The organism is Micromonospora sp. NPDC007220 (assembly GCF_040634035.1).
Classification (GTDB): domain Bacteria; phylum Actinomycetota; class Actinomycetes; order Mycobacteriales; family Micromonosporaceae; genus Micromonospora; species Micromonospora reichwaldensis.
Window position 1 is genome coordinate 419,453 of the sequence record NZ_JBEYEU010000003.1, and the last position, 18,485, is coordinate 437,937.

Here is an 18,485-nt window from a genome sequence, read left to right on the forward strand (position 1 = left end):
CGGGCGCCGGGCGGCGGTCGTACCCTTGGCTTCGTGACCGCCGCCCTCGCCCCGCCGACCTGGGTTGCCCTCCTGGAGGCGCACGAGAGGCGTGCGGACGCCCTGACCGCAGGCCACCGCGCCCGCAGGGCCACGGGGGAACGCCACGCGATCGACGACTTCCTGTACGACTACTACGGCACCCGGCCCTCGGTGCTCCGCCGGTGGCACCCGGGCGTGGGCGTCTCCCTGGCGCCGGGCCCGGACGGCTCCGCCCCGCACCGGCAGTGGCGTTGGTACGCGACGGCGGCGGACGGGGCGGTGAGCTTCGACGTCGCGGCGTTCCTCGTCGACCGGGCCGAGTCGGTGCGCTTCATCCACCGCCTGTTGTCCGCGATCGCGTCGCGACCGGCCTTCACCGGCTGCTTCGGCCTGCACGAGTGGGCGATGGTGTACCGCCAGCGTGAGCATCGGCACCCGCTCCCCCTGCGACTCGGGCAGGAGGGCACCGACGCGGTCGTCGACTCGCACCAGATCCGCTGCACGCACTTCGACGCGTACCGTTTCTTCACCCCGGACGCGGTCGGCCTCAACCGGCTCCGACCCACGAGGGAGAGCCAGGTGGAACTCGACCAGCCGGGCTGCCTGCACGCATCGATGGACTGCCACAAGTGGGCGACCAAGTTGGGGCCCGCGGTTCCGGGGGACCTGGCGCTCGACTGCTTCGAGCTGGCGAGGGACATCCGGCTACTCGACATGCAGGCGTCCCCGTACGACTTCTCCTCCTACGGGCAGCCCGCGGTGGCCATCGAGACGCCGGAGGGCAAGGCCGAGTACGCGGCGCGTCAACGCGAGTTCGCACAGCGTGCCGGCCAGCTACGCGCCCGGCTCATCGGTGTCTGCGCGGCGCTGCTCGAACAGGCGGCGCCATCGACACGGGTGGGGGCGTGACCCCCTGAGCCAGCGGTCTGCCCGCTGAGCCGTGGAGCTGGCCGCCGGGGACCCCGTCGATGACGGTGAGGAACACCGGGCCCCGTGGGGAGTCTCGGGTCAGTCGCCGTCGACGCGGCGGTCGCGCTTGCGCTGTGACCGGCGCTTCTTGTCGGCCAGCCGGCGCTCCTTCGCGCCCCGCGACGGGCGGGTGGGCCGGCGGGGCGGGGGCGGCGGGGCGGCGGCCTCGCGCAGCAGCGCGGCCAGCCGTTCGCGGGCGGCCTCCCGGTTGGCCAGCTGCGCCCGGTGCTCGCTGGCGGCCACGGTGAGCACGCCGTCGACCAGCCGGCCGGCGAGCCGCTCCAGCGCCCGCGCCCGCAGCGGCTCGGGCACGCCGGGCGAGGCGGCCAGGTCGTAGCTCAGCTCGACGCGCGAGTCGGTGGTGTTGACACCCTGGCCGCCGGGCCCGGACGACCGGGAGAACCGTTCCCGCAGCTCGGCGGCGGGAACGGTCCACCGGTCGTTCACCCGCAGTCCGTCGTCCACCCCCCGAGGCTAGCGCCCCTGCCGGACGCTCGGGGTCGCGGACGGGCCCGGAGTCTGCGCGGGTGGGTCGGGACTCCCGTCGGAGTCGGCGGCGGCGTACGCGACCGCCCCCACCAGCAGCAGGGCGATCACCCCGATCTTCGTGGTGGCCGCCTTGATCAGCAGCCACGCGGCGCTCCGGGCGCCGGGCACGGTCTTCTTGACGGTCTGGTAGTCGGCCCACCCGCGTCGTGCCCGGGCGTACGCCGACCCCACACCGGTACCGATCAACAGGCCCACCAGCAGGAGGACCACGATTCCAGGACGCTCCACCCGAGCCAGTTATCCATACTCAGCGTGATATTTCCATTGGCCGATCATTTCGCGCCGGGTATCCGACAGTTTTCACATTCCCGGGCCGCCCCCGACGGCAGGCCCGCAGCTCAGCCACCCTTCCCGATGATCGTGTCGGCGGTCTGCTGCACCTGTTCGATGGGAATGGCGAAGCCGATGCCGATCGAGCCGTTGCCGTCGATCGTGGCGATGGCCGTGTTCACCCCGACCACCTCGCCGCGCGCATTGACGAGTGGGCCGCCCGAGTTGCCCGGGTTGATCGAGGCGTCGGTCTGCACGGCGGTGTGCCGGTTGTCGCCGAGGCGTACCTGCCGGTCCAGGGCGCTGACGATGCCGGCGGTGACGGTGCCGGACAGCCCGAGCGGCGAGCCGACCGCCAGCACCGGCTCCCCCACCCGGGTGGATCCCGGCTTGGCCAGCGGCAACGCCGCCAGGCCGGCCGACGGCGGCACTCGCAGCACGGCGAGGTCGCTGCGCGGCTCCCGCCCGACGACCTCGGCGGCGAACCGCCGCCCGTCGGGCAGTTCCACCGTCACCGAGCCGCCGCGCCCCTTGGCCAGGATGTGGTCGTTGGTGATGATGTGCTGCTGGTCGTCGACGGCGAAGCCGGAGCCGGAGGCCGAGGCGCCGCCGGCCCCGCCCACCAGCACCGAGACCACCCCCGGCACGGTCTTCCCGGCCGCGGTCACCAGTTCCGCCGGGACCGGGGCCGCCGAGGCCGCCGCCGGGCCCGGGGCCTCGTCGCGGCCGGCCACGATGCCGCCGGCCACCGCCCCGGAGGCGGTCGACAGGGCCACCACCGCCAGCGCGGCCAGCACCCGCCCGCGCGGGCCGCGGCCCGCCGAGCCACCGTCCGGTCCGGGCCCGCCCCACCGGGCCCGCCCGTCCGGATCCAGCTCCGGCGAGATGAACCAGGGGCCGCGCGGTTCGCCCAGCCCGGTCTGCACTGCCATGCGTACGCTCCTCACGTGTCCTTCTCGACGGTGGCCGTACGGGGTCAGGGCAGCCGGGCGAACCAGCGCATCGAGCCGGCCGCCGCGCCCATGGCGAACACCAGCCCGAGCCCGATGAACCGGGCCGAGACGTCCTGCCGTTCGATGCGGTAGCCGACCGAGGTCCCGATGTCCTCGTAGACGGCGCGCAGCTCGTCGCTGGTGCTGGCCTCGTGGAACACGCCACCCGTCTCCTCGGCGACCGCGCGCAGGGTCTGCCCGTCGACGGGCACCTGGATCGGCCGGCCACCCCGGTCCACCGTGCCGCCCGGGGTGCCGAAGGAGATGGTGTGCACCGGCACCTTCATGTCGATCGCCTCGGACGCCGCCTCCATCGGGTCGATGCCGGACGTGTTCGCCCCGTCGGAGAGCAGGATGATCCGGGCCGGCGGCGGGTCCTTCGCCGCCTGGCTGTCGAAGCCCTTCACCGCGCCGAGCGAGGTGCTGATGGCCTCTCCGATGGCGGTGCCCTGCACCCCGGTGGCCCCCTCGACCAGCCGCTCGACGCCCTCGTGCAGCGCCTCCCGGTCGGTGCTCGGCGGCACCAGCACCGCCGCGCTGCCGGCGAAGGCGACCAGCCCGACGTTGAACTCGTCCGGCAGGCCGTCGACGAAGCGCCGGGCGGACTCCTTGGCGGCGCTGAGCCGGTCCGGTTCCACGTCGCCGGCGAGCATCGAGGTGGAGACGTCCACGGCGACCATCACCGTGGCCCGTTCGCGGGGCACCCGGACCTCCGCCGTGGGCCGGGCGAAGCCGACCACCAGCAGCGCCAGCATGGCCACGAAGAGCCCGGCCGGCACGTGCCGCCGCCAGGCCGGACGGTGCGGCGCGACCCGGTCGAGCAGCCGCAGGTTGGTGAAGCGGACGGCGTACCGGCTGCGTCGGCGCTGCATGAGCAGGTAGCCGCCGGCCAGGGCGAGCACCCCGAGCAGGAGCCAGAGCCGGGCGGGCGACTGCCAGATCACGCCGCACCTCCCCGGGCCGCCCGCGCCGGGGCGGCCGCGAGGCGCCGCTGGGCGTGCACGTGCCGCACGATGTCGGCGCCCCAGTCCCGGTCGGTGCGCAGCGGCAGGTGCGTGGCCCCGCTGCGGCGCAGCGCCTGGCGTACCTGCTCGCGCTGGGCGGTCGCGGCGGCGGCGTAGCGCTCGCGCAGCGCGCGGTCGCCGGTCCAGACCTCGCGCCGCCGCCCGGTCTCCGGGTCGACGAGGGTGACCAGGCCGACGTCGGGCAACTCCAGCTCCCGGGGGTCGGTGACCTGCACGGCGAGCACCTGGTGCCGCGCGGCGAGGCGGCGCAGGGGCACCTCCCAGGACGGCGCCTGCCGCGGGTCGTCGGGCAGTCCGTCGAGGAAGTCCGAGACCACCACGACGAGGCCGCGGCGCAGCGCCACCCGGTGCACGGCGGCCAGCCCGTCGGCCATGTCGGGGCCCGCCGGCGCCGGCTCGTCGCGGTCGTGGCCGCCGACGCGCGGGGCGTTCAGCAGGGCCCGGAGCAGCCCGAGCAGATGGGTACGTCCGCTGCGGGGCGGGAACCGGCGCAGCCCGTCCGGGCCGAGCACCTGCGCGCCGAGGCGGTTGCCCACGCCGCCGGTGAGGAAGCCGACCGCCGCGACGGCCGCCACGGCCAGCTCCCGCTTGTCCAGCTCGGCGGTGCCGTACTCCATGCTGGGGCTCGCGTCGACCAGCAGCCAGGTGGTCAGTTCCCGGTCGGCGTCGACCTCGCGCACGTGCGGGACCGTGGTGCGGGCGGTCACCGCCCAGTCCATCCGGCGCACCTCGTCCTCACCGGGCCGGTACTCCCGGCTGCCGGCGGTCTCGCTGCCGGGCCCGGGCAGCAGGCCGCGGTACCGGCCGTGCAGCAGCCCGTCGAGCCGGCGCGTGACGGTCAGCTCCAGCCGGCGCAGCCGCCGGTCCCCGGTGAGGTCGGCCAGTCCCGGGTCGGCCGGCCCGGGGGCCGGCGCGGTGGCCCCGCGCCACCTCATGCCGCCGCCAGGTCGGCCGCGTGTTCCGGCTTGGCGGTGGCGACGCGCGGCGGCGGCACGACCTCCACCAGCCGCCGGACCACCGCTTCGGCGGCCACCCCGTCGGCGACCGCGTCGAAGGAGAGCACCAGCCGGTGGGCGAGCACGTCGACGGCGAGTTCGCGGACGTCCTCGGGCAGCACGTACCCGCGACCGCGCAGGAGCGCCTGGGCCCGCGCGGCGCGGACCAGGCCGAGGGTGGCCCGGGGGCTGGCCCCGTACGCGAGCAGCGGGGCGATCTCGGGCAGGCCGAACCGGCCGGGGTCCCGGGTGGCGAAGATCAGCCGGACCACGTACTCGGCGATCGCGTGGTGCACGAAGACGTGGGTGGCGCGGGCCTGGAGGTCCCGCAGTCGCTGCGGGTCGAGCACCCGCCGGGCGACGGGCCGGTCGGCGCTCATCCGGTAGAGGATGGCGAGTTCGTCGGCGTCGCTCGGGTAGTCGACGACGACCTTCATCATGAACCGGTCGCGCTGCGCCTCCGGCAGTTGGTAGACCCCCTCCGACTCGATGGGGTTCTGGGTGGCCAGCACCAGGAACGGCTCGGGCACGGGATAGCTGTGCCCGCCGATGGAGACCTGCCGCTCGGCCATCGCCTCCAGCAGGGCGGACTGCACCTTGGCCGGGGCCCGGTTGATCTCGTCGGCGAGCACCAGGTTCGCCATGATCGGGCCCAGCTCGATGTCGAAGTCCTCGCGCGACACGCGGTAGATCCTGGTGCCGACGATGTCGGAGGGGACCAGGTCCGGGGTGAACTGGATCCGGGAGAAGGTGCCGCCGACCACGGTGGCCAGGGTCTGCGCGGCGAGCGTCTTGGCCACCCCGGGCACGCCCTCCAGGAGGCAGTGCCCGTCTGCGATGAGGGCGGTGAGCAGGCGCTCGACGAGCCGATCCTGCCCGACGATCACGCGTTTGACCTCGAAGAGCGTCTGTTCCAGGTCGGCCGGGGTCGCATCGGGATCGGCCGGGCTGGGCACGCTGGCCAGGGTGTCCGAGATGTCCGTCACGGTGCTTGCTTCCCGTGCCGGTGGTCGGACAAACGTCGGATTATCGGCGCGGGGACGGCCCTTAGCGGCCCGAACCGGGACAACCCTCCCGACCCGGCCCCCACACCCCGAGCCCGCGTCGCCCACACCCCCTGAGCCCCGCGCGGCGGGCGGCGGCGGCGCGGCGGCGCCGGCCCCCGCACCCAGGTGAGGGGGCCGGCGTCGTCAGCGGGTGCTCAGTTGGCGATGACGAGGTGGAACGGCCGGTCGGCCCCGTTCCCCGACGAGCTGCGGGTTTGGACGAAGACCGCGTTCGGCGTCTGGAGCCGCGGCGCGACGGAGATCTCGCCGCCCGGGGGCACGTTGTACGGGTCGGTGGTGCCGATGGTGGCCACGAACGTCTTCAGCGAGACGTTGTAGTTGAACACCACGTGGTACTCGCCGGGGCCGTACCGGGTGGCGGAGACCACCTCGGGCGACCCGCGGAGCAGGGTGCCGTTGCTGGCGACGACGGCGGAGGCGACAGTGCCCGGCGCGCTCGCCAGCGCGGAGGGGCCCTGCGCCAGCGCGGCCCTGGCCTTGCGCGCCTCGGCGGGGGTCACCGCCGGCTGGCTGCCGGAACCGGGCTGGCGGGCGGCCGGCTGGGCGACCTCGGCGGGCGCCTGCGCCGCCGGCTGGGCGACGGCGATCCCGCCTCCGGCCAGGGTGAGCGCCAGCGCGGCGAACGCCACCGCCACCGCCTTGCGTCGGAAGAGTGTGGTCATGACAGGTCTCCCTTTTGTTGACCGTGCGGATTCGACCGACCCCACTTGAAAGCGGGACGGTTGACTTCCATTTTTTCGGGCCGGGAAAATAGCGACAACCGCCTGGAGCCCACACCGTCAGGCCGCACCTAGATGTTGCCGCTTCAACGATTTTCACCGGCTCTGAGCAGGTATTACTACTCAGAGTTTCGACGTCTCAACCCACTGGAAGGTAGCACCACGAAATGCCGTGGGTCAATAGTCGATCACGCCCCGTCAATTACTCGAATCGTGATCGCATAATTGTGAGAAGCGAACGCTGGACCATTCACGAAAGTGTCACGCGAGATGCTTCGGGGCCGCCGCGTGGGCGCGTTCGGGACCGCCGGCCGGGCGCTCGGGCGCTATCCTCCGGCCGTGATCATCGAGACCGCGCGGCCGGCGACGGGCCGCCGGACGGCGCCGCTGCGCACCGCGCTCTGCTGGGCCGCCGTCGCGCCCGGGGTCGCCTGGGCGGCGGTACGACTGGGCGGTCTCGACCGGGGGCCGCTGGTGCAACTGCTCGCCTTCACCCCGTACGCCGCCGCCGGGAGCCTCCTGCCGCTGGTGCTCGCGCTCGCCCTGCGGCGCCGGTGGCCCGCGGTGGTCGCGGCGCTGGTCACGGCGACCCTGGTGGCCGTGGTGGCGCCCCGGGCACTGCCGTCCGGCCAGCCCCCGGCCGGCGGGCCGACGGTGCGGCTGCTGACCGCCAACCTGCTCGCCGGGGCCGGCGACGCGCGGGCGCTGGTCGACCTGGTCCGGCGGCACCGGGTCGACGTGCTCGCCGTGCAGGAGTTCACCCCGGACGCCGAGGCGGAGCTGGACCGGCTCGGCCTGCCCGGGCTGCTCCCCCACCGACAGCTCCACCCGCAGACCGGCACCGTCGGCTCCGGCCTCTACGCGCGGTTCCCGATCAGCGACGGTGGCGTCCGGCACAACCGCGGCGGCTGGGGCTTCGACCAGGCCTACGGCACGGTGGCGGTCCCCGGGGCGCCGGCGGTCCGGGTCGAGTCGGCGCACCCGTCGGCCCCGTACGCGGTGGACCAGGTCGGCCACTGGCGCGCCGACCTGGCGGCGCAGCCGCCCGCCACCCCGGACGGGCCGCTGCGGATCCTCGCCGGCGACTTCAACGCCACCCTCGACCACGCCCCGCTGCGCGCCCTGCTGGACACCGGCTACGTCGACGCCGCCGATCAGGCCGGCGCGGGCCTGGTCGGCACCTGGGGCCCGTACGACGGGGACCCGATCCCGCCGGTGACCATCGACCACGTGCTGGTCGACCGGCGGATCGCGGTGCGCGCGGTCACCGTGCACCCCGTGCGGGGCAGCGACCACCGCGCCGTCCTCGCCGAGCTGCGCCTCCCGGCCGGGTGAGGCTCCCGGCTGCCGGTGCGCGGGGGCCGGGGCGGCTCAGACCCGGGCGCGGTCGAGGCCGTAGGTGAGCGCGTCGACGAGGGCGTGCCAGGACGCCTCGACCACGTTGGGGTGCACGCCGACCGTGGTCCAGTCGCGGTTGCTGCCGTCGACCGTCTCCAGCAGCACCCGGGTCACCGCGCCGGTGCCGTGGGTCCCCTCCAGGATCCGCACCTTGTAGTCGGCCAGCTCGAAGTCGCGCAGCTCCGGGTAGTGCCGGGCCAGCCCGACCCGCAGCGCCTCGTCCAGGGCGTTGACCGGGCCGTTGCCCTCGGCGGTGGCGATCACCCGCTCCCCGCGTACGCGGATCTTGACGGTCGCCTCCGAGACCACCGCGCCGTCCTCCCGGTGCTCCACCAGCACCCGGTACGACTCCAGCGCGAACGGCCTGGCGGGGGCGGTGTCCAGCTCCGAGCGGACCAGCAGTTCGAACGACGCGTCGGCGGCCTCGAACGACCAGCCGTCGGCCTCCAGCTCCTTGACCCGCCGGGTGACCCGCGACAGCGCCTCCGGATGGCCGGCCAGGTCCAGGCCGAGTTCACGGCTCTTGAGCTCGACGCTGGCCCGGCCGGCCATCTCGGTGACGAGGATCCGCATGTCGTTGCCCACCACCTGTGGGTCCACGTGGTTGTAGAGCAGCGGATCCACCTTGATCGCGCTCGCGTGCAGCCCCGCCTTGTGAGCGAAGGCCGCGGCCCCGACGTACGCCTGGTGGGTGTCGGGGGCGATGTTGGCGATCTCGGCGATGGCGTGGGAGACCCGCACCATCTGCCCCAGGCAGCCCTCCGGTAGGACGGGCAGCCCGAGCTTGAGCTGGAGGTTGGCGACCACGGCGAAGATGTCGGCGTTGCCGGGGCGCTCGCCGTAGCCGTTGGCGGTGCCCTGGAAGTGGCGTACCCCCGCCTCCACGGCGGCGACGGTGTTGGCCACCGCGCAGGCCGTGTCGTTCTGGCAGTGGATGCCGAGCAGTTCCGGGCCGACCCCGAGCCGCGCGGTCAGGTCGGCGATGGCGGCGGTCACCTGGGAGGGCAGCATCCCGCCGTTGGTGTCGCAGAGCACCACCCGCTCGGCGCCGGCGGCGAGGGCGGTCTCCACGACGGCGGCCGTGTACGCCGGGTCGGACCGGTAGCCGTCGAAGAAGTGCTCTCCGTCGACGAAGACCCGGCGCCCCTCGGCCACCAGGTGCGCCACCGTGTCGCGGACCATCGCCAGGTTCTCGGCCCCGGTGGTGCGCAGCGCCCGCTCGACGTGCCGCAGGTCCGCCTTGGCGACCAGGGCGATCGCCGGCGTCTGCGCGTCGAGCAGGCCACGGACCTGCGGGTCCTCGCCGACGGCCACCCCGGCCCGGCGGGTGGCCCCGAACGCGACCAGCAGCGCGTGCTTCAGGTCGAGTTCGGCGCGTGCCCGGCGGAAGAACTCGGTGTCCTTCGGCACGGCGCCCGGCCAGCCTCCCTCGATGAAGCCGACCCCGAACTCGTCGAGCAGGCGGGCCACCGCGAGCTTGTCGACCACCGAGTAACTGAGCCCCTCGCGCTGGGCGCCGTCGCGCAGCGTGGTGTCGTACACCTGGAACGTCATCAGGGAGTCCTTTCGGAGCAACAAAAAGACCCCCCGCGGATGCGGGAGGTCTGCGCGCTCGGCGGAGGGGAGGCCGGCGCGCTAGGTGCGAATAATCAGGTCGGTGCTGGTCACGATCGCCACTCTGCCATCTGGGACCCGGTTTTGGGAGGCGTAATCCACATGGCGGGACGGTGACGGAGGGTCCCGGTACCGCACGGGTGACCGGCTCGCCGGCACGACCCGCCGTCGGTGATCGACTTCACAAGTCACCCGGCCGCCGACCGGCGGAAACGGAGCTGCGGAAGTATCTGGAACCGATCCAGTTACCGGCCTCGTGCCGCTGTCAAGGAGGACCTGTGCTCACTGTCGGTGACCGCTTCCCCGAGTACGAACTCACCGCCTGCGTGTCGCTGGACGCCGACAAGGCGTTCGAGTCGATCGACCACAAGTCGCACCAGGGGAAGTGGCGCGTCGTCTTCTTCTGGCCGAAGGACTTCACCTTCGTCTGCCCGACCGAGATCGCGGAGTTCGGCCGGCTGAACGAGGAGTTCGCCGACCGGGACGCTCAGGTCCTCGGCGTGTCGGTGGACAACGAGTTCGTCCACTACGCGTGGCGCAAGGACCACCCGGACCTGCGCGAGCTGCCGTTCCCGATGCTGAGCGACGTCAAGCGTGAGCTGACCGCCGCCTGCGGCGTGCTCGGCGAGGACGGCGTGGCCCAGCGGGCGACCTTCATCGTCGACCCGGACAACGAGATCCAGTTCGTCATGGTGACCGCCGGCTCGGTCGGCCGCAACGTCTCCGAGGTGCTGCGGGTGCTCGACGCCCTCCAGACCGACGAGCTCTGCCCGTGCAACTGGAACAAGGGCGGCGACACCCTGGACGCCACCAAGCTCCTCGCCGGCGCCGGGGCCTGACCATGGGTCTGGACGCGGTCAAGGCGGCTCTGCCCGAGTACGCCAAGGACATCAAGCTCAACCTCGGCTCCACCATCGCCACCAGCACGCTGAAGCCGGAGCAGGCGTGGGGCACCGCCCTGGCCTGTGCCGTCGCGGCGCGCAACCCGGTGGTGCTGCGCGAGATCGCGGCCGAGGCGGCCACCCACCTCGGGCCGGAGGCGGTCGAGGCCGCCAAGGGCGCCGCCGCGATCATGGCGATGAACAACGTCTACTACCGGGCCAAGCACCTGATCGGCGACGAGCAGTACCAGTCGATCCCGGCGCGGCTGCGGATGCAGATCATCGCCAAGCCGGGCGTGGACAAGGCCGACTTCGAGCTCTGGTGCCTGGCGGTCTCGGCGATCACCGGCTGCGGGGTGTGCCTGGAGTCGCACGAGAAGACCCTGCGCAACGCGGGCTTCAGCCGCGAGCAGGTGCACGAGGGACTGCGCATCGCCGCCGTCGTGCACGCCGCCGCGGTGACCCTGGACGCCCAGGCCGCGCTCGCCTGACGGGTACGACACGCAGGGCCGGCGCCGCGATGCGGCGCCGGCCCTGCGTCGTCCCCGGCACCGGCCCCGGGTCTTGCTCCGGCGTCCGCCCCGCGTCGTCCCCGGCGTCCGCCCCGCCGTTTCCGGTGGGGACGGCCCGGGTAGCTCCTCGGGAGCAGACGAGAGACACCCGGACCGGCGAGACGACTGGCGACAGTCGGGGCAGGAGTTGTCAGATGGACAGGCTCGACCCGCACAGCACCCACGGCAGCCCGGACCCGCTGCGCGGCGGCGGCCAGGGCGAGTTCGCCGGCGGCGCCCCGGCCGGCACGTTCGACCCGTGGCGCTACCGCGACACCGCGAGGGTCGCCGACGCCGACCTGGTCGGCTACAAGGTCGAGGCCACCGACGGCGGCATCGGCAAGATCGACAGCGCCAGTCACGAGGTCAACGACAGCTACCTCGTGGTGGACACCGGGCCGTGGATCTTCGGCCGGAAGGTCATGGTCCCCGCCGGCACCGTCAACCACGTCGACCACGACGAGCGCAAGGTGTACGTCGACCGGAGCAAGGACCAGATCAAGGCCGCCCCGGAGTACGACGAGACCGCCGACACCGACCCCACCTACCGGGACCGCCTCGGCGGCTACTACGGCGAGACGTACTCGGCCATCCCGCCCGGCACCGCCCGCTGACCGGCACGGCGCGCGACGGCCTCCCGCGGATCGTGGGAGGCCGTTACCGTGTCAGCGTGGACTCCATCGAGGTCGGTCGCAGGATCCCCTTCTCCGCGACGTTCAACTTCCGCGACGTGGGCGGCCACGTCGGCCACGACGGTCGCACGGTGCGCCCGGGGCGGCTCTACCGTTCCGACTCGCTGCACCGCATCGACGACACCGACCGGGAGGCGTTCGCCGCCCTCGGCGTCCGCACGGTCATCGACCTGCGCCGCCCGTACGAGGTGGAGCGTGACGGCCGCGTCCCCCACTTCGACGGCCTGACCTGGCGCAACATCCATCCGGAGCACGCGGAGTGGGGCGAGCGGCCCTACCGTCCCGGCACCGACCTGGCCCGCTACCTGGCCGACCGGTACGCCGACCTCGCCGGGACGGGCACCGCCGGGCTCGCCGAGGCGATCGGGCTGATCGCCGACGACGCCAGCGCCCCCGTGGTCGTGCACTGCGTCGCCGGCAAGGACCGCACGGGCATCGTCTGCGGGCTCACCCTCGCGGTGCTCGGCGTCGCCGACGACGACATCGCCGCCGACTACGCCCTGAGCACCGAGGCCGGCGAGCGGTACCGCGCCTGGTTCGAGGCCACCGGCCAGCGGGCGGGGCACACCCTGCCGGTGCTGACCTGCCCCGCCGAGGCCATGACGCTCTTCCTCGCCGAGCTGCGGGAGGCCCACGGCTCGGTGGAGGGCTACCTGCGCCACGCTGGCGTCACCGACGCCCAACTCACCGCGCTGCGCGAGCACCTGCTGACCTGACCCCACCCTCCCGTGACGGCGCCGCCCCCGCACCGGGCGGCGCGGGGGCGGGGGACGGTGCCGTCAGGGGCGGATCAGAGGATGCGGCGGACCCAGCCGTGCCGGTCGTCGGCCCTGCCCCGCTGAAGGTCGACGAGCTGCTGGCGCAGGGCCGTCGTGACCCGCCCGGGCTCGCCGCCACCCACCAGGAACTCGCCGTCGGGGAAGCGCACCTGCCCGATCGGGGTGACGACCGCGGCGGTGCCGCAGGCGAACACCTCGCGGAGCCGGCCGCTCGCGGCGTCCGCCTGCCAGTCGGCGAAGCTCACCGGCCGCTCCTCGATCCGGTGCCCGGCGTCGGCGGCGAGGGTGAGCACCGACTCCCGGGTGATGCCGGGCAGGATCGTGCCGGTCAGCGGCGGGGTGACCACGGTGCCGTCGTCGTAGACGAAGAACACGTTCATGCCGCCCAGCTCGTCGACGTGGCGCCGCTCCACCGCGTCCAGGAAGACCACCTGGTCGCAGCCGTGCTCGATCGCCTCGGCCTGCGCCACCAGCGAGGCGGCGTAGTTGCCGCCGCACTTCGCGGCGCCGGTGCCGCCCGGGGCGGCCCGGGTGTAGTCCGGGGAGACCCAGACCGTCACCGGCTTCACCCCGCCGGAGAAGTACGCGCCGACCGGCGAGGCGATCACCACGTAGAGGTATTCGTTGGCGGGCCGGACGCCGAGGAACACCTCGCTGGCGAACATGAACGGCCGCAGGTAGAGGCTGCCGTCCTCGCCCTCGGGGATCCAGCCCTGGTCGGCGTCCACGAGCTGACGCAGCGAGTCGACGAACGTCTCCTCGGGCAGCGGCGGCATCGCCATGCGCCGGGCGGAGGCGGCGAACCGGGCCGCGTTGGCCTCCGGGCGGAACATGGTGACCCCGCCGTCGGCCGTCCGGTAGGCCTTCAGCCCTTCGAAGATCTCCTGCGCGTAGTGCAGCACCGCGGCGGCCGGGTCCATCGGGATCGGCGCCCGCGCCTCGACCCGGGCGTCGTACCAGCCCTTGCCGTCGGCGTACCGGATGGTGACCATGTGGTCGGTGAAGACCCGCCCGAACCCCGGGTTGGCCAGCAGGGCGGCCCGGTCTGCGACGGATACCGGCGCGGGATTCGGACGGATCTCGAAGTCGAGCTTGTCACCACCGCTCATCGCGCTGACCTCCCTGCGGGACTACGGCACACGGGTCCGCATGCCGAGAAATCTGGTGCGAGAAACTTACCCCGAACGGTCGTTCAGCGGGTAGCGCCGCCCGGCGTACCGGCAGCGTCGGACGGGTGCGCGCCGTCGGACCGGGGTGCGACCGGGCAGCGCCGCCGGACCGGGGTGCGGCCGGGCGGCGTCGTCGGAACCTCGGCGTAGGTGGCCGGCGGCCTCAGGAGGTGGCGTACCCGGCCAGCCGGTCGCCGACCTCCTCGGTGCGCAGTGCCGCGCCCGAGGCCCGGCCGGCCAGTTCCACGCCCACCGCCGCGGTGACCCGGGCGGCGGCGTCGGCGTGCCCGAGCTGGTCGAGCAGCAGGGCCGCCGAGAGTACGGCCGCCACCGGGTCGGCCACGCCGCGCCCGGCGATGTCCGGCGCCGAGCCGTGTACCGGCTCGAACATCGAGGGGTACGCCCCCTCGGGGTTGATGCAGCCGCTGGCGGCCAGCCCGATCCCGCCGGTGACCGCGGCGGCGATGTCGGTGAGGATGTCGCCGAACAGGTTGTCGGTGACCACCACGTCGTAGCGCTGCGGCTGGGTGACCAGGAACATCGCGGCGGCGTCGACGTGCTGGTACTCCGTGGTCACGTCGGGGTGCTCGGCCGCCACGGCCTCGAACGCGCGCGCCCACAACGATCCGGCGTGGGTGAGCACGTTGGTCTTGTGCACGAGGGTGACCTTGCGCCGCTCCCGGCGCGCGGCGCGGGCGAAGGCGTCGCGGATCACCCGCTCCACGCCGTGCCGGGTGTTCAGGCTCTCCTCGGTGGCTACCTCCGCCGGGGTGTCCCGGTGCAGCGCGCCGCCGGCGCCGGCGTAGAGGCCCTCGGTGCCCTCGCGGACGACCACCAGGTCGACCTCGCCGGGCTTGACGCTCGCCAGCGGCCCGGCCACGCCGGGCCAGAGCCGCGACGGGCGCAGGTTGACGTACTGGTCGAAGGCGAAGCGCAGCTTGAGCAGCAGGCCCCGCTCGAGCACGCCCGGCGGCACGGTCGGGTCGCCGACCGCGCCGAGCAGGATCGCGTCGTGCCCGGCCAGCTCGGTGAGCACCGAGTCGGGCAGCACCTCGCCGGTGCGGTGCCAGCGGGCGGCGCCAAGGTCGTACTCGGTGGCGTCCACCCCCGGCAGCACGGCGTCGATGACCTTCAGGGCCTGCGCGACCACCTCGGGTCCGATCCCGTCCCCGGCCACCACCGCGATCCGTGCCACGTCCCTGTGCTCCCTCGCCTCGCCGTTTCGTCCGACCGTACGCCGCCGTCCCGCCTCCCGGTACGGACCTTCCAGAATGCGGGAAAGGAGGATGCACAGGATCCTCCCAGGTGGCATTCATGGGGGGGTCATCTCCGCTGCCTAGCGTGATGACGAGCGGGTCAACGGGGGCCCGTGACGGAGGCCGCGAGGACGCGGCCGGCGTCAGCGAGGGAGCAACGTCATGCGGATCGACCAGCAGCCACGGACCCGATGGGTGGACCAGTCGGCCTTCCAGCCGCGCCGGCCGGACCTGCGGCTGGGCGCCCGCAGTCACCGCGTGGACCGGCCCGGCGCCGTCGGCGAGGACCGCATCGCCGTCCAGCACGCCGTGCGGACCTCCACGGCGGAATACTCGCTGCTGCTCAACGCCCCCGAGTGGCTGGGCCGTCGCGGTGTCGGGGAGGCGCTGCGGGACGCGGTGGCGGAACTGCGGGCCATCGACCTCACCTACGGCCCGACCCGGCCGGAGAGCCTGGTCTCCCGGCTGCGCCGGGGCGAGATCAGCCCCGACTCGTACCCGCCGCTGGCCGACCTGGTGGACCGCTGCGCGGCGATGCGGGCCGCCACCGACGGCTGGTTCGACGCCTGGGCGGTGCCCGGCGGCTTCGACCCCGGCGGCCTGCTCGGCGGGTGGGCGGTGGAGCGGGCCGCCGCCCGGCTGCGCGCCGCCGGCATCCACGACTACGCCGTGCTCAGCGGCGCCGACCTGGTCGTCCGCGGGCACGCGGCGCACGGCGGCCCGTGGCGGGTGGCGGTGCACCACCCGACGGACCAGCACCGGGCGCCGCTCGTGCTGGAGATGACCGCGGGCGCGGTCGGCACCTCTGGCGTGAGCGGCCGGCAGGGGCACGTGGTGGACCCGCACACCGGGGAGCCCGCCGACCAGCTGGCCGCCGCGACGGTCGTCGGGCCGGACCTCGCCGTCGCCGACGCCTACGCCACCGCGCTCTACGCCGCCGGGCCGGCCGGCCTGGACTGGTTCCGCGACGGGTCGGACTACCGCGTGCTCTTCGCCCACCGCCGCTGAGCCGGTCCCGCGTCGGCCCGGCGAGTGGGCCGGACGCGCGATCGGCCCCCACGGTCTCGGCAACGACCGTGAGGGCCGGTCAGCGACGAGTGCGCGTGGCTCGCGCAATCGAGGGGTGCGGGCCGGTCGGCCCGACGTCGACCTCGTCACCCGAAGACGGGCCCACGCCGCGAGCTCGGCCAGTGACCGCACCGATACGCTAGCGAATCGACGCAACTCAACGCAAGGGTCTCCACAGCGGACCGTCGTGACTGGAGCGTGCCGATCCGGGCCGGCGGGCCGATTTCGACGCGGCGAACGGCGGATGGCACGCTGTCCGCCGTGAGTTTCGACCTGAGCGTGTGGGCCCTGGCGGACGGGGCGACACCCGAGGACGTGCGGGCGGCGGTGCTGCGGTGCCGGCAGGGACAGCACGTCGACCGGTACCCGGACCCGCGGGTGGTGGCGTTCTACCGCGCCATCACCGGCAGCTATCCGGACCGGCCGGCCGGCCCCGGCACCCCGTGGGCGGTGGCGCCGCTGCACGCGGCCAGCGACCACATCGAGCTGAACCTGCACCCGACCTGCGAGGACCAGGTGCTGCTCGACATCGAACGGCTGGCCGGCGCGTACGACCTGATGCTCTTCGACGCACAGGACGGCTCGGTCTACCCGCCGCCGGCCCGCCTGCCCGGCTGACCATTCCCCGGACACGACGAGGGGCCCGGCGGATCGCCGGGCCCCCGCTGTCGTGCGCTCAGGTCACTCGTCGCGCAGGTCCGCCGCGCTGGCCGCGACCGCGCCGATCGACTCCGCCGCCGAGGTGAGCAGGTCCGCGCCGAGCGCCTGGTCGACCGTGAGGGTCATCAGGGTCTCGCCGCCGGCCTCGCGGCGGGCCACCTGCATCGCCGCGATGTTGACGCCGGCCTCGCCGAGCAGCGTCCCGACCGTGCCGACCACGCCCGGGCGGTCGACGTAGCGCAGGAAGACCAGGATGCCCTCCGCGCCGATCTCCACATCGAAGCCGTCGACCTCGGTGAGCTTGAGGACGTCGCGGCCGCCGGCGGTGGTCACCGTGCCGGAGACGCTGACCGTACGGCCGTCGGGCAGCGCGCCGCGGACGGTCACCAGGCTGGGGTGGTCGACCGCGTCGGACTGGGCGACCAGCGTGACCTCGACGCCGCGCTCGGCGGCCAGGTGCGGCGCGTTGACGTAGGTGACCTGCTCCTCGACCACCGAGCTGAACAGCCCCTTGGTGGCGGCGAGCTTCAGCACCGACACGTCGTGGTTGACGATCTCGCCGCGCACCTCGACGGTGACGCTGGCGGCCACCCCGCCCGCGACGGCGGTGAAGGCCCGGCCGAGCTTCTCGGCCAGCGGCAGCAGCGGCCGCACGTCCTCGGCGACCACGCCGCCGGCCTGCACGTTCACGGCGTCCGGCACGAACTCGCCCTGCAACGCCAGCTTCACGCTCTTGGCCACGGCCAGGCCGGCCTTGTCCTGCGCCTCGCCGGTGGAGGCGCCCAGGTGCGGGGTGGCGACCACGTTGTCGAACGCGAACAGCGGCGAGGAGGTGCAGGGCTCCTTGGCGTAGACGTCCACGCCCGCGCCGGCGACCCGGCCCTCGGCGATCGCGTCGGCCAGGGCCTGCTCGTCGACGAGCCCGCCCCGGGCGGCGTTGACGATCCGGACGCCGGGCTTGACGACGGCCAGCTCCTTCTCACCGATCAGACCGACGGTCTCGGGGGTCTTCGGCAGGTGGATCGAGATGAAGTCGCTCTCCCGCAGCAGCTCCTCCAGGCCCACCAGGCGGACGCCGAGCTGGGCCGCGCGGGCCGGCTGGATGTAGGGGTCGTACGCGATCAGCCGGGTGCCGAAGGCGGCGATCCGCTGGGCGAAGAGCACGCCGATGCGGCCGAGGCCGACCACGCCGACGGTCTTGCCCTGGATCTCGACGCCGGTGTACTTCGACCGCTTCCACTCCCCCGCCTTCAGCGCCGCGCTGGCGCTGGCGGTGTTGCGGGCCACGGCGAGCAGCAGCGCGAGGGCCTGCTCGGCGGCGGAGACGATGTTGGAGGTGGGAGCGTTGACGACCATGACGCCCCGCGCGGTGGCGGCCGGCACCTCGACGTTGTCCAGACCCACGCCCGCCCGGGCGACGACCTTCAGCCGGGGCGCGGCGGCGATCGCCTCGGCGTCGATCTGGGTGGCACTGCGCACGATGACGGCGTCGGCCTCGGAGAGCGCCGAGAGCAGGGCCGGACGGTCGGTGCCGTCGACGTGACGGACGTCGAAGTCGTGGGCGAGCACCTCGATGGCGGCGGGGGCGAGTTCTTCGGCGATCAGTACGACAGGAGTCATTGGTCCTCGTAGTTGTCGTCAGAGGTGGGCCGGGCTGCGGGACGCCGCGCTGCGCCCTGCGCTGATCCGGGCCATGGCCGTCAGGTGCCGGCTACGCACCTACCCCGCGATCGTAGGGGGCCGGCCGGCCGGCATGTCCCGGACTACGGGGTGAGTGCCCTCACAACGGGTGACGACGCGCCGGTGAACG

At 74.0% G+C, this 18,485-nt stretch carries 19 protein-coding genes; 8 read left to right on the forward strand and 11 right to left on the reverse strand.

Annotation, left to right across the window (positions count from 1 at the left end):
• Positions 1–33: 33 nt before the first annotated feature.
• Positions 34–930, forward strand: a complete 897-nt coding sequence (locus tag ABZ573_RS10310) for a 3-methyladenine DNA glycosylase (protein WP_358117275.1) — start codon at positions 34–36, stop codon at positions 928–930.
• A gap of 99 nt (positions 931–1,029) precedes the next feature.
• Here the strand turns inward: ABZ573_RS10310 and arfB are convergent, their stop codons facing one another.
• The 7 genes from arfB to ABZ573_RS10345 all read right to left on the reverse strand — a co-directional run bounded on the left by arfB (position 1,030) and on the right by ABZ573_RS10345 (position 6,550).
• A complete protein-coding gene (gene arfB / locus ABZ573_RS10315) occupies positions 1,030–1,455 on the reverse strand; it encodes an alternative ribosome rescue aminoacyl-tRNA hydrolase ArfB (RefSeq protein ID WP_132232586.1) in 426 nt (141 codons plus the stop codon).
• 9 nt (positions 1,456–1,464) lie between these two features.
• Positions 1,465–1,767: a hypothetical protein gene (locus ABZ573_RS10320; protein ID WP_151457529.1), complete on the reverse strand. Its 303-nt coding sequence runs from the start codon at positions 1,765–1,767 to the stop codon at positions 1,465–1,467.
• A gap of 110 nt (positions 1,768–1,877) precedes the next feature.
• A complete protein-coding gene (locus tag ABZ573_RS10325; RefSeq protein ID WP_151457530.1) occupies positions 1,878–2,741 on the reverse strand; it encodes a trypsin-like peptidase domain-containing protein in 864 nt (287 codons plus the stop codon).
• Positions 2,742–2,785: 44 nt separating this feature from the next.
• Complete coding sequence (locus tag ABZ573_RS10330; protein WP_151457531.1) at positions 2,786–3,745, reverse strand: VWA domain-containing protein; 960 nt, start codon at positions 3,743–3,745, stop codon at positions 2,786–2,788.
• Complete coding sequence (locus ABZ573_RS10335) at positions 3,742–4,761, reverse strand: DUF58 domain-containing protein (RefSeq protein ID WP_151457532.1); 1,020 nt, start codon at positions 4,759–4,761, stop codon at positions 3,742–3,744. Before ABZ573_RS10335 ends, ABZ573_RS10330 begins: the two co-directional genes overlap by 4 nt.
• Complete coding sequence (locus tag ABZ573_RS10340) at positions 4,758–5,807, reverse strand: MoxR family ATPase (RefSeq protein WP_358117280.1); 1,050 nt, start codon at positions 5,805–5,807, stop codon at positions 4,758–4,760. The genes ABZ573_RS10335 and ABZ573_RS10340 overlap by 4 nt, the downstream gene beginning before the upstream one ends.
• Positions 5,808–6,022: 215 nt before the next feature.
• Positions 6,023–6,550, reverse strand: a complete 528-nt coding sequence (locus ABZ573_RS10345) for a hypothetical protein (RefSeq protein WP_151455711.1) — start codon at positions 6,548–6,550, stop codon at positions 6,023–6,025.
• Between the two features lie 402 nt (positions 6,551–6,952).
• Here ABZ573_RS10345 and ABZ573_RS10350 point away from each other — a divergent pair, with 402 nt between their 5' ends.
• Positions 6,953–7,942, forward strand: a complete 990-nt coding sequence (locus ABZ573_RS10350; RefSeq protein WP_358117348.1) for an endonuclease/exonuclease/phosphatase family protein — start codon at positions 6,953–6,955, stop codon at positions 7,940–7,942.
• A 36-nt stretch (positions 7,943–7,978) separates the two neighbouring features.
• On the opposite strand, the gene cimA is transcribed toward ABZ573_RS10350, so the two are convergent.
• Positions 7,979–9,559: a citramalate synthase gene (gene cimA, locus ABZ573_RS10355; RefSeq protein ID WP_327030743.1), complete on the reverse strand. Its 1,581-nt coding sequence runs from the start codon at positions 9,557–9,559 to the stop codon at positions 7,979–7,981.
• 338 nt (positions 9,560–9,897) lie between these two features.
• Between cimA and ABZ573_RS10360 the strand changes: the two genes are divergently transcribed.
• From ABZ573_RS10360 to ABZ573_RS10375, 4 genes are all read left to right on the forward strand, one after another.
• Positions 9,898–10,458: a peroxiredoxin gene (locus ABZ573_RS10360; protein ID WP_151455713.1), complete on the forward strand. Its 561-nt coding sequence runs from the start codon at positions 9,898–9,900 to the stop codon at positions 10,456–10,458.
• A gap of 2 nt (positions 10,459–10,460) precedes the next feature.
• Positions 10,461–10,991, forward strand: a complete 531-nt coding sequence (locus ABZ573_RS10365; protein WP_132232570.1) for a carboxymuconolactone decarboxylase family protein — start codon at positions 10,461–10,463, stop codon at positions 10,989–10,991.
• Between the two features lie 215 nt (positions 10,992–11,206).
• Positions 11,207–11,665, forward strand: coding sequence for a PRC-barrel domain containing protein (locus tag ABZ573_RS10370; protein WP_121396159.1), 459 nt, complete (start codon positions 11,207–11,209; stop codon positions 11,663–11,665).
• Between the two features lie 56 nt (positions 11,666–11,721).
• Positions 11,722–12,459: a tyrosine-protein phosphatase gene (locus tag ABZ573_RS10375; RefSeq protein ID WP_358117286.1), complete on the forward strand. Its 738-nt coding sequence runs from the start codon at positions 11,722–11,724 to the stop codon at positions 12,457–12,459.
• Positions 12,460–12,533: 74 nt separating this feature from the next.
• Here ABZ573_RS10375 and ABZ573_RS10380 read toward each other — a convergent pair whose 3' ends face one another.
• Complete coding sequence (locus ABZ573_RS10380) at positions 12,534–13,631, reverse strand: branched-chain amino acid aminotransferase (RefSeq protein ID WP_358117289.1); 1,098 nt, start codon at positions 13,629–13,631, stop codon at positions 12,534–12,536.
• 223 nt (positions 13,632–13,854) lie between these two features.
• Positions 13,855–14,886, reverse strand: a complete 1,032-nt coding sequence (locus tag ABZ573_RS10385; protein WP_151455716.1) for a 3-isopropylmalate dehydrogenase — start codon at positions 14,884–14,886, stop codon at positions 13,855–13,857.
• A 223-nt stretch (positions 14,887–15,109) separates the two neighbouring features.
• Here ABZ573_RS10385 and ABZ573_RS10390 point away from each other — a divergent pair, with 223 nt between their 5' ends.
• Both ABZ573_RS10390 and ABZ573_RS10395 read left to right on the forward strand, forming a co-directional pair.
• Complete coding sequence (locus ABZ573_RS10390) at positions 15,110–15,955, forward strand: FAD:protein FMN transferase (protein ID WP_358117293.1); 846 nt, start codon at positions 15,110–15,112, stop codon at positions 15,953–15,955.
• A 321-nt stretch (positions 15,956–16,276) separates the two neighbouring features.
• Complete coding sequence (locus ABZ573_RS10395; RefSeq protein ID WP_327030737.1) at positions 16,277–16,633, forward strand: hypothetical protein; 357 nt, start codon at positions 16,277–16,279, stop codon at positions 16,631–16,633.
• Between the two features lie 63 nt (positions 16,634–16,696).
• Here ABZ573_RS10395 and serA read toward each other — a convergent pair whose 3' ends face one another.
• Positions 16,697–18,295 (reverse strand): phosphoglycerate dehydrogenase, encoded by a 1,599-nt coding sequence (gene serA, locus ABZ573_RS10400; RefSeq protein ID WP_151455719.1) that lies wholly within the window; start codon positions 18,293–18,295, stop codon positions 16,697–16,699.
• Positions 18,296–18,485: the final 190 nt, after the last annotated feature.

Bases quoted from the DNA above. Each gene is read 5' to 3' on its own strand.
- ABZ573_RS10325 (WP_151457530.1), bottom strand. From the start codon at position 2,741: ATGGCAGTGCAGACCGGGCTGGGCGAACCGCGCGGCCCCTGGTTCATC.
- ABZ573_RS10335 (WP_151457532.1), bottom strand. From the start codon at position 4,761: ATGAGGTGGCGCGGGGCCACCGCGCCGGCCCCCGGGCCGGCCGACCCG.
- ABZ573_RS10345 (WP_151455711.1), bottom strand. From the start codon at position 6,550: ATGACCACACTCTTCCGACGCAAGGCGGTGGCGGTGGCGTTCGCCGCG.
- cimA (WP_327030743.1), bottom strand. From the start codon at position 9,559: ATGACGTTCCAGGTGTACGACACCACGCTGCGCGACGGCGCCCAGCGC.
- ABZ573_RS10365 (WP_132232570.1), top strand. From the start codon at position 10,461: ATGGGTCTGGACGCGGTCAAGGCGGCTCTGCCCGAGTACGCCAAGGAC.
- ABZ573_RS10370 (WP_121396159.1), top strand. From the start codon at position 11,207: ATGGACAGGCTCGACCCGCACAGCACCCACGGCAGCCCGGACCCGCTG.
- ABZ573_RS10380 (WP_358117289.1), bottom strand. From the start codon at position 13,631: ATGAGCGGTGGTGACAAGCTCGACTTCGAGATCCGTCCGAATCCCGCG.
- ABZ573_RS10390 (WP_358117293.1), top strand. From the start codon at position 15,110: ATGCGGATCGACCAGCAGCCACGGACCCGATGGGTGGACCAGTCGGCC.
- serA (WP_151455719.1), bottom strand. From the start codon at position 18,295: ATGACTCCTGTCGTACTGATCGCCGAAGAACTCGCCCCCGCCGCCATC.